Annotated in this window: 13 protein-coding genes; 12 read left to right on the forward strand and 1 reads right to left on the reverse strand. The window is 44.2% G+C overall.

The features are described from left to right. The first annotated feature begins 516 nt into the window (after positions 1–516). From rpoE to acpS, 11 genes are all read left to right on the forward strand, one after another. Positions 517–1,089, forward strand: coding sequence for an RNA polymerase sigma factor RpoE (gene rpoE, locus G5S32_RS02170; protein ID WP_102940929.1), 573 nt, complete (start codon positions 517–519; stop codon positions 1,087–1,089). 36 nt (positions 1,090–1,125) lie between these two features. Next, complete coding sequence (locus tag G5S32_RS02175; RefSeq protein ID WP_207621594.1) at positions 1,126–1,758, forward strand: sigma-E factor negative regulatory protein; 633 nt, start codon at positions 1,126–1,128, stop codon at positions 1,756–1,758. Further along, positions 1,755–2,720, forward strand: a complete 966-nt coding sequence (gene rseB, locus G5S32_RS02180) for a sigma-E factor regulatory protein RseB (protein WP_165310268.1) — start codon at positions 1,755–1,757, stop codon at positions 2,718–2,720. Before G5S32_RS02175 ends, rseB begins: the two co-directional genes overlap by 4 nt. Then, on the forward strand, positions 2,717–3,187 hold the full coding sequence (locus tag G5S32_RS02185; RefSeq protein ID WP_165310269.1) for a SoxR reducing system RseC family protein: 471 nt from the start codon (positions 2,717–2,719) through the stop codon (positions 3,185–3,187). The genes rseB and G5S32_RS02185 overlap by 4 nt, the downstream gene beginning before the upstream one ends. Before the next feature lie 114 nt (positions 3,188–3,301). Then, positions 3,302–5,095: a translation elongation factor 4 gene (gene lepA, locus G5S32_RS02190; protein ID WP_165310270.1), complete on the forward strand. Its 1,794-nt coding sequence runs from the start codon at positions 3,302–3,304 to the stop codon at positions 5,093–5,095. 357 nt (positions 5,096–5,452) lie between these two features. Next, the gene (gene lepB / locus G5S32_RS02195) at positions 5,453–6,352 is read left to right on the forward strand and encodes a signal peptidase I (protein WP_165310271.1); all 900 of its coding nucleotides are present in this window, start codon (positions 5,453–5,455) and stop codon (positions 6,350–6,352) included. Between the two features lie 37 nt (positions 6,353–6,389). Next, positions 6,390–7,067 (forward strand): ribonuclease III, encoded by a 678-nt coding sequence (gene rnc, locus G5S32_RS02200; protein ID WP_165310272.1) that lies wholly within the window; start codon positions 6,390–6,392, stop codon positions 7,065–7,067. Next, the gene (era, locus tag G5S32_RS02205; protein WP_165310273.1) at positions 7,060–8,037 is read left to right on the forward strand and encodes a GTPase Era; all 978 of its coding nucleotides are present in this window, start codon (positions 7,060–7,062) and stop codon (positions 8,035–8,037) included. The genes rnc and era overlap by 8 nt, the downstream gene beginning before the upstream one ends. A gap of 86 nt (positions 8,038–8,123) precedes the next feature. Continuing rightward, positions 8,124–8,855, forward strand: a complete 732-nt coding sequence (gene recO, locus G5S32_RS02210; protein ID WP_165310274.1) for a DNA repair protein RecO — start codon at positions 8,124–8,126, stop codon at positions 8,853–8,855. A 17-nt stretch (positions 8,856–8,872) separates the two neighbouring features. Next, positions 8,873–9,604 (forward strand): pyridoxine 5'-phosphate synthase, encoded by a 732-nt coding sequence (gene pdxJ, locus G5S32_RS02215; RefSeq protein WP_165310275.1) that lies wholly within the window; start codon positions 8,873–8,875, stop codon positions 9,602–9,604. After that, positions 9,604–9,981, forward strand: a complete 378-nt coding sequence (gene acpS / locus G5S32_RS02220; RefSeq protein ID WP_165310276.1) for a holo-ACP synthase — start codon at positions 9,604–9,606, stop codon at positions 9,979–9,981. The genes pdxJ and acpS overlap by 1 nt, the downstream gene beginning before the upstream one ends. 143 nt (positions 9,982–10,124) lie before the next feature. On the opposite strand, the gene barA is transcribed toward acpS, so the two are convergent. Beyond that, the gene (barA, locus tag G5S32_RS02225; protein ID WP_165310277.1) at positions 10,125–12,911 is read right to left on the reverse strand and encodes a two-component sensor histidine kinase BarA; all 2,787 of its coding nucleotides are present in this window, start codon (positions 12,909–12,911) and stop codon (positions 10,125–10,127) included. A 162-nt stretch (positions 12,912–13,073) separates the two neighbouring features. On the opposite strand from barA, the gene rlmD reads away from it, so the two are divergent. Next, a complete protein-coding gene (gene rlmD / locus G5S32_RS02230) occupies positions 13,074–14,393 on the forward strand; it encodes a 23S rRNA (uracil(1939)-C(5))-methyltransferase RlmD (RefSeq protein ID WP_165310278.1) in 1,320 nt (439 codons plus the stop codon). The last annotated feature ends 7 nt before the right edge of the window (positions 14,394–14,400 follow it).

A 14,400-nucleotide genomic window follows, 5' to 3' on the forward strand; every position in this document is an offset into this window, starting at 1 on the left:
TTGAAATGTGTCACTTGCCGATTTGATGAGCCTGATTGAAAAAGAACGTCATACGAATGACTAAACTATAAAATGAATCAAGCAATTAGGAAACCGTGCTAGGTGCGTCCTGCATTTATATTTATGCATTTAATATGTTTCAAAACGAATAGTTTGTATACTCTTCCTACTTGAAGCTGCAGCGGTGTTGGCTACGTTCACTCACCCCAATCACATAGTTATCTATGCTCATGGGGATTCACTCACTTGCCGCCTACCTGCAACTCCAAGTAGTTTGACTATAAAGGCTATTGTCTTTCTAGGTTTGTATCCGCAAAATCGTTTCGGGGTTACAAACCTCGATTACATCACATTGTGCATTATGTGTGGCAATTAAATTAACACATAATTGAACTTTATCTTCTTTACTGAGTCACAATAGTGCTCATGTAAACAGTGGTGTCAATACTACATTCTGGATAATTAAAGCCCATATCTGAGAAGGTAAGGGAGATAACAATAGGAGTAACCGCTCGAATGAACGAGCAGCTAACCGATCAAGTATTGATTGAGCGAGTTCAGAATGGAGATAAGCAAGCATTTAATCTTTTGGTTTTAAAATATCAAAATAAAGTCTGCAACCTTATTTCTAGGTATGTGAGCAATTCGGGAGATGTTGCTGATGTAGCACAAGAAGCTTTTATTAAAGCTTATCGCGCTATCCCAACATTTAGAGGTGAAAGTGCGTTTTACACTTGGCTATATCGTATTGCTGTTAATACCGCGAAAAATCACATCGTAGCGCAAGGGCGTAGGCCGCCAGCCACGGATGTTGATGCTGAAGAAGCTGAATTTTACGAAACAAACAATGCGTTAAAAGAAATATCGAACCCTGAGAATATTACGCTGTCGAAAGAACTGAAACAGGCAGTGTTTAGTGCGATAGACGCGCTGCCTGAGGATTTAAAAACAGCAATGACTTTACGCGAGTTGGAAGGCTTAAGTTATGAAGACATTGCGGAAATAATGGATTGCCCTGTTGGCACGGTTCGTTCTCGTATATTCCGTGCTCGAGAGGCGGTAGAAAAGAGAATCAAATCTCTTTTGTAGCGTTTGAACCAGTAACACCCCAGTAATTGGAAAATAATGGTGAAAATAATGGCTGACAAACAACAACTTTCAGCTCTCATGGATGGAGAGATGGTCGACAAGTTGCTGATTCAAGAATTAGCAAACGATCGTGAAAGTATCGAAACGTGGAAGAATTACCACTTAATCGGTGATGTAATGCGTGGCGATGCACCCGAGAGACCGGAATGGAACATCGCTGAAAGTGTGGCATTAGCGTTGGAAAATGAGCCCGCGCATACCCCTTATAATGCCAATGTTACCGATTTAGATAGTATGCGAGTGATTGAGGAACAACCTGCACCGTATAAAGCGCGTCGACAACTACCAAAATGGTTATCTCCATTTGGTCAAGTTGCGGTTGCCGCGTGTGTCTCTTTGATTGCGATCATCGGTGTTCAACAATATGGCTCCAGTGATTCTCCTGCTGCAGATCAACCTTTTCCAGTACTGCAAACAGTTCCTTTCTCTGGCAGTGTAGAACCTGTAAGTCTGACTCGTGAGTCAGTTGAAAGACCGAATGTAGAGTCAAATGTTCAGGAGCAGCGCCGTCGAGTCAATGCAATGCTTCAAGACTATGAACTCCAACTGAGATTAAACAGTGAAGGCTTGGGACAACATCAAGGCCTAAACGAACCGGTAATTGAATGAATAAATTTCTGATCAGTGTGTTGGCGCTGTTCAGTTTGAGCTCTACATTAGCCTTTGCAGAGGAAACACCTGCAGAGGCTTTATTGCATCAAATGAACGAGGCCAGTCAACATCTCAATTATGAACTGTCTTATATCCTGATAAAGAAAAACAGTATTGAACCTTTGTTGTATCGCCATGCTCTTCATGAGCAGAAGGAATACGCTCATCTTGTTTATTTGAGTGGGCCTGTCCGCGAAGTTTTTCAGCGTGGCAACGAAGTGAGTTACATAGAACCCGGAGTTGAACCTTTCACCATCGAATCCGGTAACATGGTAGCGCCTACTATTCCTATGCTTAACAGCAATGTTACAGAGCTCAGCCAGTTCTATGATTTTGTCAAAATGGGACGAGCCCGTGAAGCAGGGACGCCTTGCCAAGTAGTGCGTATCGTTCCTAAAGATGGCTTGAGATATTCCTACATGCTTTGGGTTGATGAAAAAACGCATCTTCCGTTACGGGCTGATCTTGTTGACCGCTATGGAGAAGTGCTAGAACAGTACCGTTCTATCTCTTATTCTGTGAGTGAGAAAATAGCGGAGTTGATGGCAGGTTTTGATGATGTTCAATTACCTGAAGTGCTATCCTTACCTAAAAGTAAAGTGAGTGAGACGTTCTGGTCGGTAGGTTGGAAGCCAGATGGTTTTGAATCTGTAAACTTGAATCGCTACCGAATGATTAACACCGAACGAGTCGTAGAAAATCAGATGTTCTCAGACGGTTTGTTTAGTTTCTCAGTTTATGTTTCTACTAGTGATGAACATTCGCTGCAAGGACAGTTGGTAAGACAAGGGCGCCGCACTTTACAAACGTTTATTAAGGGTGATCGTGAAGTATCTGTAGTGGGCGATATTCCACCAGAAACTGCCAAGCGAATCGCTCAATCGGTTGTGTTTGATGATACCAAGGCTAGACCACAATGATGACAGCACTTGCCACTGTGATGGCTGTACAGACAAAAGAACAGGGTTTTCATGTTGAGCTGAGTTGCGAACAGAAAACCAGTTGCAGCAGTTGCTCATCCGCGAAAAGCTGTGGTACAGGCATTGTATCTAAAGCGATAGGTGGTAAGTCATTACGTTGGCAGTTAGATACGGATAAGAACGTATTGCAAGGCCAGGTCGTTGAAATAGGTTTTCCTGAAAAGAGCTTATTGCAGTCAGCTGCATTGGTGTATTTAGTTCCTCTTTTTATGATGATACTTGGTGCTTGGTTAGCCGATAGCTGGCTTGCTCCTATGTTGGGGATGGGGGAAGGGGTTACCATTTTAACGTCACTTATCTTCATCGGCTTGGGTATCAAGCTCGCAAAAATATGGTCAGGCTCGCTGGAAAAGCGTACAGAGCAAGAAGTGGTTTTGCTTAGGGTGCTTGGAGAGCCAATTGCCTAAATTATGATGCGATCCCAAAGGAAATTGGGTAGAATCGCCCAACTTGAATGAAGGGGCACCTAAAATAGCCCTTCATATGTCCTAATTTGCAAAGAGTTTAGTCATCCCAAACCTATGAAGCACATTCGTAACTTTTCGATTATCGCCCACATTGACCATGGTAAATCGACTTTATCTGACCGTTTAATCCAAGTATGTGGTGGATTGAGCGATCGTGAAATGGCAGAACAAGTTCTTGACTCAATGGAACTTGAACGTGAGCGTGGTATCACCATCAAAGCACAGAGTGTGACACTCGATTACAAAGCACAAGATGGCGAAACCTACCAACTTAACTTCATCGACACCCCTGGACACGTTGACTTCTCATATGAAGTATCTCGCTCTCTAGCCGCGTGTGAAGGTGCATTACTTGTTGTTGATGCTGGCCAAGGCGTGGAAGCGCAAACATTAGCTAACTGTTACACTGCTATCGAGATGGATCTGGAAGTTGTGCCAATCTTGAACAAGATTGACCTTCCAGCAGCAGAGCCTGAGCGTGTTGCAGAAGAAATTGAAGACATCGTGGGTATTGATGCTGTAGATGCTGTTCGCTGTTCTGCGAAAACAGGTCTTGGTGTTGACCTCGTTCTTGAAGAGATTGTTGCAAAAATTCCAGCGCCTGAAGGTAACCCAGATGCGCCACTACAAGCTCTGATCATCGATTCTTGGTTTGATAACTACCTAGGTGTTGTTTCACTAGTACGTATCAAACACGGCAGCTTGAAGAAGAACGAAAAAATAAAAGTAATGAGCACAGGTCAGGTTTGGAACGTTGACCGTTTAGGTATTTTTACGCCTAAGCAGGAAGACACAACTGAACTGAACACCGGTGAAGTGGGCTGGGTTGTTTGTGGTATTAAAGACATCCTAGGTGCACCAGTTGGTGATACCCTGACTTTGGCGAAAAACGGTAGCGAAAAACCATTACCTGGCTTTAAAAAAGTGAAGCCTCAGGTTTATGCGGGTCTGTTCCCTGTATCCTCCGATGATTACGATAACTTCCGTGATGCGCTTGGTAAGCTAAGTCTGAACGATGCGTCTCTGTTCTATGAGCCAGAAACATCTGCAGCACTAGGTTTTGGTTTCCGTTGTGGCTTCTTAGGGATGCTACATATGGAGATCATCCAAGAGCGTTTAGAGCGTGAATATGATCTCGACTTGATCACCACCGCACCAACGGTAGTGTATGAAGTGGAAATGACCAACAAGCAAGTTGTTTACGTTGATAGCCCTGCTAAGCTACCAGCAATCAATGACATCGAAGAAATTCGTGAACCAATCGCGCGTTGTAACATCTTAGTTCCGTCTGAATACCTAGGTAACGTTATTACTCTATGTATTGAAAAGCGCGGTATGCAAGTAGACATGGTTTACCACGGTAACCAAGTTGCTTTGACTTACGACATTCCAATGGCTGAAGTCGTTCTGGACTTCTTTGACCGTTTGAAATCAACGTCTCGTGGCTATGCGTCTTTGGATTACGGTTTCCAACGTTTTGAACCGTCTAAAATGGTTCGTGTAGATGTGTTGTTGAACGGTGATAAAGTGGATGCATTGGCAATCATTACTCACCATGAAAACGCTCAGACTCGTGGTCGTCAATTGGTTGAGAAAATGAAAGAGTTCATTCCTCGCCAAATGTTTGATATTGCAATTCAGGCTGCTATCGGTAACCACATCATTGCACGTTCAACAGTGAAGCAGTTACGTAAGAACGTAATCGCTAAATGTTATGGTGGTGACGTGAGCCGTAAGAAAAAACTGTTGAAGAAACAGAAAGAAGGTAAGAAACGCATGAAGCAAATCGGTAACGTTGAGCTTCCACAAGAAGCGTTCCTTGCAATTCTTCACGTAGGTAAAGACTAATCGTTTTGTCTTGTCTGCAAGGTATTATACCCAAGCGACCTCAAGATGCAGGATTCAGAGCTGCATCAATGAGTCCAGTTCAAGGAAAATGACTGAAAAAAGGGTAGTCCCTTTCGAGGGAATTTGACGTAGTAAATGGCCTCATTGATGAGCTCCCAAGGGCGAGTTTTATTCGCTCTTACGCTGCGTTACTGCTTCTCTACGTAGAGTAACTATGTATTCGAATCAGTGCCTTACTTAAGAGCGAATAAATTCTCGCTGAACAAGCATCTTGATGTTACTTGGGTATACGTATTAACTCGCAAGTGAAAGAGTCTCGGCTCTTTCACTTTCGTATTTTTTAGATAAGGGAAGTCAATGGCTAATACATTCTCACTCATTTTAGTTCTGGTCACTTTTGTTACCGGAATTGTATGGGCGTTAGAAAAATGGGTTTGGGCGAAGAAGCGCCATGAAAACGTGGCACGCCAGTTAAAAGCCGAACCAGACAGTATTGATACCAGTTTGACGACCAAAGTCGCACCGCAACCGTGGTGGATTGAGAACTCAGTTTCTATTTTCCCTGTGATCGCATTCGTTTTAGTACTGCGTTCATTTGTGTTCGAACCGTTCCAAATTCCGTCAGGCTCTATGATGCCAACGCTGCTGGTGGGCGACTTTATTCTTGTTGAAAAATACGCATACGGCTTGAAAGATCCGGTATGGCGTACACAGCTAGTTGAAACGGGCAAACCAGAGCGCGGTGATATTGTGGTGTTCAAGTTCCCGCAAAATCCAAGTATTGACTATATTAAGCGTGTAGTTGGTATGCCGGGAGACATTGTGCGTTACAGCCGTGACAAGCAGATTTGTGTACAAAGTGCTGGCGATACAACTTGTAACCCTATCAAGCTGTCCAATGTGCAGGAAAGTGAGTTTACTCAGAACAACATTCCAATGATGCAACTTGACGAGCAGCTAGGTGAAGTAAAGCATAATATTTTGATCAATCCACTGCGTATTGACGATGTACGTAGCTATGCACCACGTAGTGGTGTCAATGAGTGGGTTGTTCCTCAAGGGCACTACTTTGTAATGGGCGATAACCGTGACAACAGTGCTGACAGCCGTTTCTGGGGCTTTGTTCCAGAAGCCAACTTAGTGGGTAGAGCGGTTGCAATCTGGGTAAGCTTTGAGTTTGACCGAGATGCTGATAGCGTGATTCCTGCTTGGATTCCAACTGGTGTGCGCTTTAGCCGCATCGGTGGCATTAACTAGGGCTGATTGAATCAGCCCCGCAACACATCGAGAGAGTATGACTTCTCCAGTTAGTAGATTAGAAACAAAGCTCACCTATCAGTTTAAAGATGCTGAGCTTCTTGATTTGGCACTGACTCACCGCAGTGCCAATGGTAAACACAATGAACGTCTTGAATTTCTGGGCGATTCAATTTTAAGTTTTGTCATTGCTGATGATTTGTATCACCGCTTCCCGAAGATCAATGAAGGCGATATGAGTCGTATGCGTGCTACGTTGGTTCGTGGTCATACGCTGGCTGAACTAGGTCGTGAATTCGAACTAGGAGATTACTTAAAATTAGGTCCAGGCGAGTTGAAAAGCGGTGGCTTCCGTCGTGATTCAATCCTAGCTGATGCCGTTGAAGCAATCATAGGTGCTATCTATTTAGACAGCGGCACTGAAGTGGTTCGTGGCATTATTTTAAGCTGGTATCAAACTCGCCTCGATGCGATTAAGCCTGGTGTGTCACAGAAAGATCCAAAAACTCGCCTGCAAGAATTTTTGCAAGGCAGAAGAAAGCCTCTACCTGTTTACACAGTGACTAATATTAAAGGTGAAGCACACAATCAGGAATTCACTGTTTCGTGTGATATAGCAGGTATTGGAATGCCTGTGATTGGTAAAGGTACCAGCCGCCGCAAGGCAGAACAAGCGGCTGCTGAGACTGCACTAGAGCAATTAAGCAATGGCTGATAAAGAATTTGATATTGATGCATTCTTTGCATCAGAAGGTGACGACGTCAAAGTTGAAGCGTCATTACCAGAGAACCAGCACTGTGGATTCGTCGCTATCGTAGGTCGCCCAAACGTGGGTAAATCTACGCTACTGAACAATATCCTTGGTCAGAAAATTTCGATTACTTCACGTAAGCCGCAAACCACTCGCCACCGTATTATGGGTGTCGATACACAAGGTGACTATCAAGCTATTTATGTTGATACTCCTGGGCTACATATCGAAGAGAAACGTGCGATCAACCGTTTGATGAACCGTGCGGCAAACAGTTCTCTAAGCGATGTGAACTTGGTGTTATTCCTTGTTGACGGTACGCATTGGACTGAAGACGATGAAATGGTTCTGACTAAACTTCAGAAAGCGAACTTCCCTGTGATTCTTTGTGTTAACAAAGTCGACAACGTGAAAGATCGTAATGAAGTGATGCTGCACATGCAGGCAATGTCTGAACGCATGAACTTTGTCGATGTTGTGCCTATTTCAGCGAAACTGGGTAAAAACGTTGATGTACTGCGTAAGCACGTACGTGAGCACTTACCAAAAGCGGTTCACCATTTCCCTGAAGAGTATGTGACAGACCGTTCACAACGCTTTATGGCTTCAGAAATCATCCGTGAAAAGCTAATGCGATTCACTGGTGAAGAGCTGCCTTACTCGGTAACGGTTGAAATTGAGCGTTTCGACTATAACCCTGATACCGATGGTTTCCATATTAACGCCCTGATTCTGGTTGAACGTATTGGTCAGAAGAAGATGGTGATTGGTAAGAACGGCGAAAAGATCAAAACCATTGGTCGTGAAGCACGTTTGGATATGGAAGAGTTGTTTGGTCGCAAAGTTTATCTAGAAACTTGGGTCAAAGTGAAATCTGGTTGGGCTGATGATGAACGTGCACTTCGTTCATTAGGCTATATCGACGACCTATAATCTTGTAATCTGGCTCCATATCATGGGGCCAGATTTTTATCTGTCTCTATCCTTGTTGTCCTTGTTCCTGTATTTGGATTCACATTATGTCTGACGGTTTACAGCGCTGCTTTGTATTACACCGCCGCCCATATAGCGAGACCAGCTTAATTCTTGACGTATTCAGTGAAGAATATGGTCGTGTGAGCATTATGGCGAAAGGGGCAAGGAGTAAGCGTTCAACAACCAAAGGGGCATTACAGGCATTTACGCCACTGCTACTCAAGTGGTCTGGTAATGGCTCGATGAAAACCTTACGTCAGGCAGAAGCAATCAGCCTCGGACTTCCATTAACGGGCATATGCCTGTATTCGGCCATGTACGTCAACGAACTGATTGGCCGAGTGTTGATGCCAGAAGTTCCTGCTCCAGGTTTGTTCCATGATTATCTCACCGCGTTAACTGAACTTGCACAAAGTGAAAACCCAGAACCTGCGTTGCGTCGCTTTGAACTGGCATTGCTTTCGGCTATGGGTTATGGCGTTGATTTTATGCATTGTGCAGGAACGGGCGAGCCAGTTGATCCCGACATGACTTATCGATATCGAGAACAGAAGGGGTTTATTGCATCCGTGAGGCGCGATAATCTCACTTTCCTTGGTAATGAATTAATAGCGATCAGTGAACGGCGCTTTAGCACAAAAGAGCAACTTCAAGCGGCAAAACGCTTTACACGTATCGCTTTAAAGCCGTATCTTGGCGGCAAACCTTTAAAAAGCAGAGAGTTGTTTAGGCAAGCAACTCCCCAAAAATTAATTTCAAGAGGCAGTCTCTCTTGAGCACGGAGTGTAGGAAAATGAGCTCAATTTATTTAGGCGTTAATATTGACCATATCGCGACAGTGCGTAACGCACGTGGTACTCAATACCCAGATCCAGTTCATGCAGCGGAAATCGCAGAGCGTGCAGGTGCTGACGGTATTACTATTCACCTACGTGAAGACCGTCGCCACATCAGAGACCGTGACGTACGTATTCTGAAAGAAACGATTCAGACTCGCATGAATCTGGAAATGGCGGTAACAGACGAAATGGTTCAAATCGCTCTAGACACTGCACCAGAGTTTGTTTGTCTTGTACCTGAAAAACGTGAAGAGCTGACCACAGAAGGTGGCTTGGACGTGATTGGGCAGTTAGAAAAAGTGAAAGCGGCGACGCAAAAGCTGACTGAAGCGGGTATCAAAGTGTCTCTATTTATCGATGCTGACCGTGAGCAAATCGATGCTGCTAAGAAATGTGGCGCACCGTTTATTGAGTTGCACACCGGTCATTACGCTGATGCGAAAACCGAAGCGGATCAACAAGACGAACTTAAAAAGATTGCAGCAGCAGCAAGCTACGCGGCTGACCAAGGCATCACAGTTAACGCAGGTCATGGTTTGACGTACCATAACGTGGCTGCTATTGCACAAATTCCAGAAATTTACGAACTGAACATTGGTCATGCAATCATCGGTCGTGCGCTGTTTGATGGCTTACCAAAAGCGGTTGCAGACATGAAAGCTATCATGCTGGATGCGCGTCGTTAATGATCGTTGGATTGGGAACAGATATTGCTGAGATTGAGCGTATAGAAAAGGCGCTCAATCGAAGTGGCGAAGCTTTTGCCCAGAGAATTTTGACAGAGAGTGAGCTCGAAGTGTTTAGCCACTTGAAGCAGAAAGGGCGTTTTTTGGCTAAGCGTTTCGCAGCGAAAGAAGCCGCGTCAAAAGCGTTGGGAACTGGTATCGCGCATGGCGTAAGTTTTCAGGATTTTGAAATCAGCAATGATGAGAATGGCAAGCCAGTTCTTACCTTATCGGGGAAAGCGCAGCAAATTGCTCAAGTTTCTTCGGTTCGTTCTGTTCACCTTACCATTTCAGATGAGCGTCATTACGCGGTAGCAACGGTTATTCTTGAATCTTAATCCACATGAGAGTTTCCAAACTCAATAATTTTCAAACTCAATAAAAAGAGGTGCTTAAAGCACCTCTTTCTCTATACGCATGTTTGTTAGGGGAAGTTTGTTAGAGCAAGATTCTTAATCACAAGCTAACTAAGCAATATCGCTTAAACCAAATATGGGTCAGCGCTTGCTACCACTTTCTCCATTTCGTCCTGAAGCTCAAACAGTTCCGGCTCTACATCTTGTACGCTTGCTCCTGAACGCAGGGTTTGTTCTAGAGTTTCACACACCTTTTTCAAGCGTGGTACGCCACTGTATGAGCAGCTACCATGTAGTTTATGAATATGATGCAGCAGATCGGTTGCAGGATATTCATCATCGTTAAAAGCCATCTCAATCACTTGATTGATCTCTTTGAAAGAATCGACCAACATCTTTAGCATATCTTGCGCTAAGTCCTCTTTGTTTGCTGCTTGTCTCAACGCCAACTGCCAATCGATAGCAATAGCCGTATTGACTGTAGCAGGCTCATCATCCTGAATTTCTTCTAATGCGATCGGTTCTTGATGTTCAAGAGCGTCTACTTTTTCAGACTCAGACTTTGGACTCCAATGCAGGAGTACTTGCTGTAAGATATGCTCTTCAATCGGCTTGGTGAGGTAGTCATCCATGCCAGATTTGAGCAATCTTTCTCGTTCACCTTCCATTGCGTGAGCAGTGACCGCAATAACTGGTGTTGTCGCATTTGTTTTCAGCTTCTTAATCTCATTACACGCGGTCACACCATCCATCTTAGGCATTTGAATGTCCATCAATATGATGTCGAAATGACACTCTTTCGCTTGTTCAATAGCATCCTCACCACTGCTACAAGACACTACGGTATCCACGCGCTCTTGGAGAAGGGCGGTGATCAGTTTTAAGTTGGCTGGGTTGTCATCTACCGCCATAACGGTTAGAGGTAATTTTTCAATATGAGGAATAAGCTCAACATATTTTTCAATCCGCGTTGGTTGATTGGCTATCAACGTCTGTAGCAGCTTCTTACGTGACAGTGGTTTAGTAATACATTGCACTGGGTATTTCTGCATTAACAGATCAGCAAGCGCCAGTTCGGTACTTGGCGTACCTACAACTACATTTTCCGCAATGGAGAGTGCTTTCTCAACCCATTGTTGAACGAGTGTTTCATCTGTCTCTTTGCTCGGAGCTAGGTTCAGTAGAACATAGTCGTATTGCTCAGATTCAGCAGGGATAGCCGAGCGGTAAACCACATTCAATCCAGCTTGGACTAGGGTGTGCTGAACAATAGATGCTGCTTGCATGTTAGGTTCAACCAGCAGTATCTGTTTATTACGCAGAGCTTGAGGATCAAGCCAGTCGTGCATAGGTAGATCAGTGGTCATTAAGCGTAAGTTAAACCAGAAGGTAGAACCTTGGTGCAGACGACTGGTTAAACTGATTTCACCACCCATTTGACTGACCAGTTTCTGGGTAATAACAAGACCTAAACCTGTACCACCGTAGCGGCGTGAAATACTGGCATCAGCTTGGCTGAAGGCTTGGAAAAGTTGAGCTTGTTGACGCTCTGAAATACCGATACCAGTATCTCGCACCATGAATTGCAGTTCGACAAAGTCATCACGTTGAGAGCGCAGTTCAACACTAATATCGATGTTGCCACGTTCTGTAAATTTGATGGAGTTACCCACCAAGTTAGTAAGTACTTGCTGAATACGTAGTGGGTCACCGACCAAACCAGCTGGAATTTTAGGATCTACCTTAAGCGTAATTTCCAGTCCTTTCTCGTGGGCACTTGCTGCTTGTAAGTTGACCACTTCTTCTAGCGAGTCTTGGAACTCAAACGGAATATTTTCCAGAGCCAGCTTACCCGCTTCCAGTTTCGAGAAGTCGAGAATGTCGTTGATGATGGTCAGCAGGTTATTTGCAGATTTCTCGATGGTTTGCAGATAATCGGCTTGGCTGTTGGTGAGTTGAGTTTTCAGCATCTGACGCGTAAAACCAATAACACCATTTAATGGGGTACGCAGCTCGTGCGACATGTTCGCTAGAAATTCTGACTTCACTCGCGCTGCTTCTTGTGCGCGTTTTTTAGCAATGTCCAATTCAACGTTTTGAATCTCAAGCTGTTCTAGAGTTTCACGTAAGTCAGAAGTAGCTTGGTCAATACTGTGTTGCATCTCAACATGGTATTCCGACAAAGACACCGCCATGGCGTTGATACCTTTTTTAAGGTCATCCAATTCGCCATGCATACGACCTTCAATTCGCACATCCAAATGACCTCGACGGATACGGTCAACCACGTTTTTCATGTGAATGATTGGGCGGGTAACATCGTGCATCAAGCGAAAGGCGAATACACCAGACAGCACTAAACCCAGAATCAAAACCAAACAGGCAGAGAAAATTTCCTGATATTGCTGCAAACGCAATGATGAAAGATCGAGTTCAATAGCAATGTAGCCAAGTACGGGAGCCGAAGAATTATTCAGTGAGCTATCATTGAACAAGGTTTCTGCCAGAATCGGGGTACGCAAAATAAGCGTATTTTCATCGAGCTGAGAACTGCTGAGCACCGGAATTGGTTTGTCTTTTGGATACATCAGAGCTTCAAAATTCGGATGGAAGTTCGATGTAACGAATAGCTCATGATTGGCATCAAATACCGCAATACTGCGCACTATGGTGGAGTTTTTGCGGTGGGCGTAGCTGATGATGCGTCTGACCGATTCGCGGCTTTGATTTTTTAGCGCGTCTTCACTGGCAATTGCTAGCGGTTCGATAATACTTGCACCCGAGTTGAGCACTTGTGTCTCTAAATCGTGATAACGGTTGAATGAGAATAACGCACTCAAAAGTAGCCCAATAATTAGGGTTGGAGCCAAAGTGAGTGTAATTACACGTGCGCGTAAGCCGTATCTGGTCATTATTGTCTAAACATCATGGTGTGGATATGGGAAAATAGCCGACTCTACAGCTAGCCAGCTACTCAAATTATGGTTAGCTTAATTCAAGAACCTTAGCTTCGACAATGCTCCCCAAGCAGAATAGTGACGCTGGGGCAAAAACAAATAGATTAGGCATAGAACATGGCACGTTTCTTCCAACCGAAAAAGCGCAGCGCTTTAGATACTAAACATCAAGCAGTGAGCGTTCAAAAGCTCGACCATTTAGGTGCAGGCATTGCCTATATTGATAAGAAGCCCGTGTTTATCGATGGCGCATTGGCGGATGAAGAAGTTCTGATCCAATTGAGCGAAAGCAAAAGTAAATTTGCCCGCGCTAAGTTAATTAAAGTGCTAAAGCCAAGTAAGCAGCGCATTGCGCCCTTCTGTCCTCATTATTCGCAGTGTGGTGGCTGTGATTTACAGCATCTATCTCATGAGGCTCAGATTGAACACAAGCAGCAGGCACTGAGTCAATTGATGACTAAGTTTTCCGGGCAAGAGCTTACTCTTTCTGCTCCCGTTGCTTGCTCGGAGAAAGGTTACCGTCGCCGTGCTCGTATTAGTATGATGTGGGATAAGAAGAGCCAGCAATTGCAGTTTGGATTTCGTCGTAAGCAGAGCAAAGATATCGTCACAGTAACCGATTGTGCTGTGTTGGAACCGAGTTTGAATGCACTGCTTCCAGAGCTAAAAGCACTGTTGAGTGGTTTTAAAAAGCCGGACCAACTGGGTCATATAGAACTGGTTAAAGGTGACAATACTTCGGTGTTGGTTCTGCGCCATTTGGCGCCGTTAGCGGACAAAGATGTTGCTGCGTTAAAAGATTTCTCTCAAAAACATCAGTTAACTCTTTATGTTGTGCCAGACGCTAATCAACTGAATAAGGTAATGGGCGAACAAGCTTATTATCAGGAAGTTGGGGTAACGATTCCGTTTTTACCAAACAACTTTATTCAGGTAAACCAGCAAGTTAACCAGAGAATGGTTGAACAGGCTCTTGAGTGGTTGGACGTTCAAAAAGACGATCGTGTGCTAGATTTGTTCTGCGGTTTGGGTAACTTCAGCCTGCCGCTAGCCAAGTTGGCAGATAAAGTTGTTGGCATCGAGGGTGTTGATGAAATGGTAGAGATTGCCAAGAGTAACGCTCTACACAACAATATTAAAAATGTTGAATTTTATCAGGCTAATCTTGAACAGGAGTTTATCGGAGAAATCTGGGCGAAAGAGCAGTTTAACAAGGTTCTGCTTGATCCTGCGCGAGCTGGCGCGGTCGGAATTGTGGATCAGCTTTCTAGTTTAGGTGCTGAGCAAGTTGTGTATGTTTCGTGTAACCCTGCTACGCTTGCTCGTGATAGCCAAAGTTTGCTTGAGCAAGGATATCAACTCAAAAAACTCGGTATGCTGGATATGTTCCCACATACTAGCCATTTAGAATCGATGGCTCTATTTGTCAAAATATAACTAAAAA

Source organism: Vibrio ziniensis (assembly GCF_011064285.1).
In the GTDB taxonomy this organism is placed as follows: domain Bacteria; phylum Pseudomonadota; class Gammaproteobacteria; order Enterobacterales; family Vibrionaceae; genus Vibrio; species Vibrio ziniensis.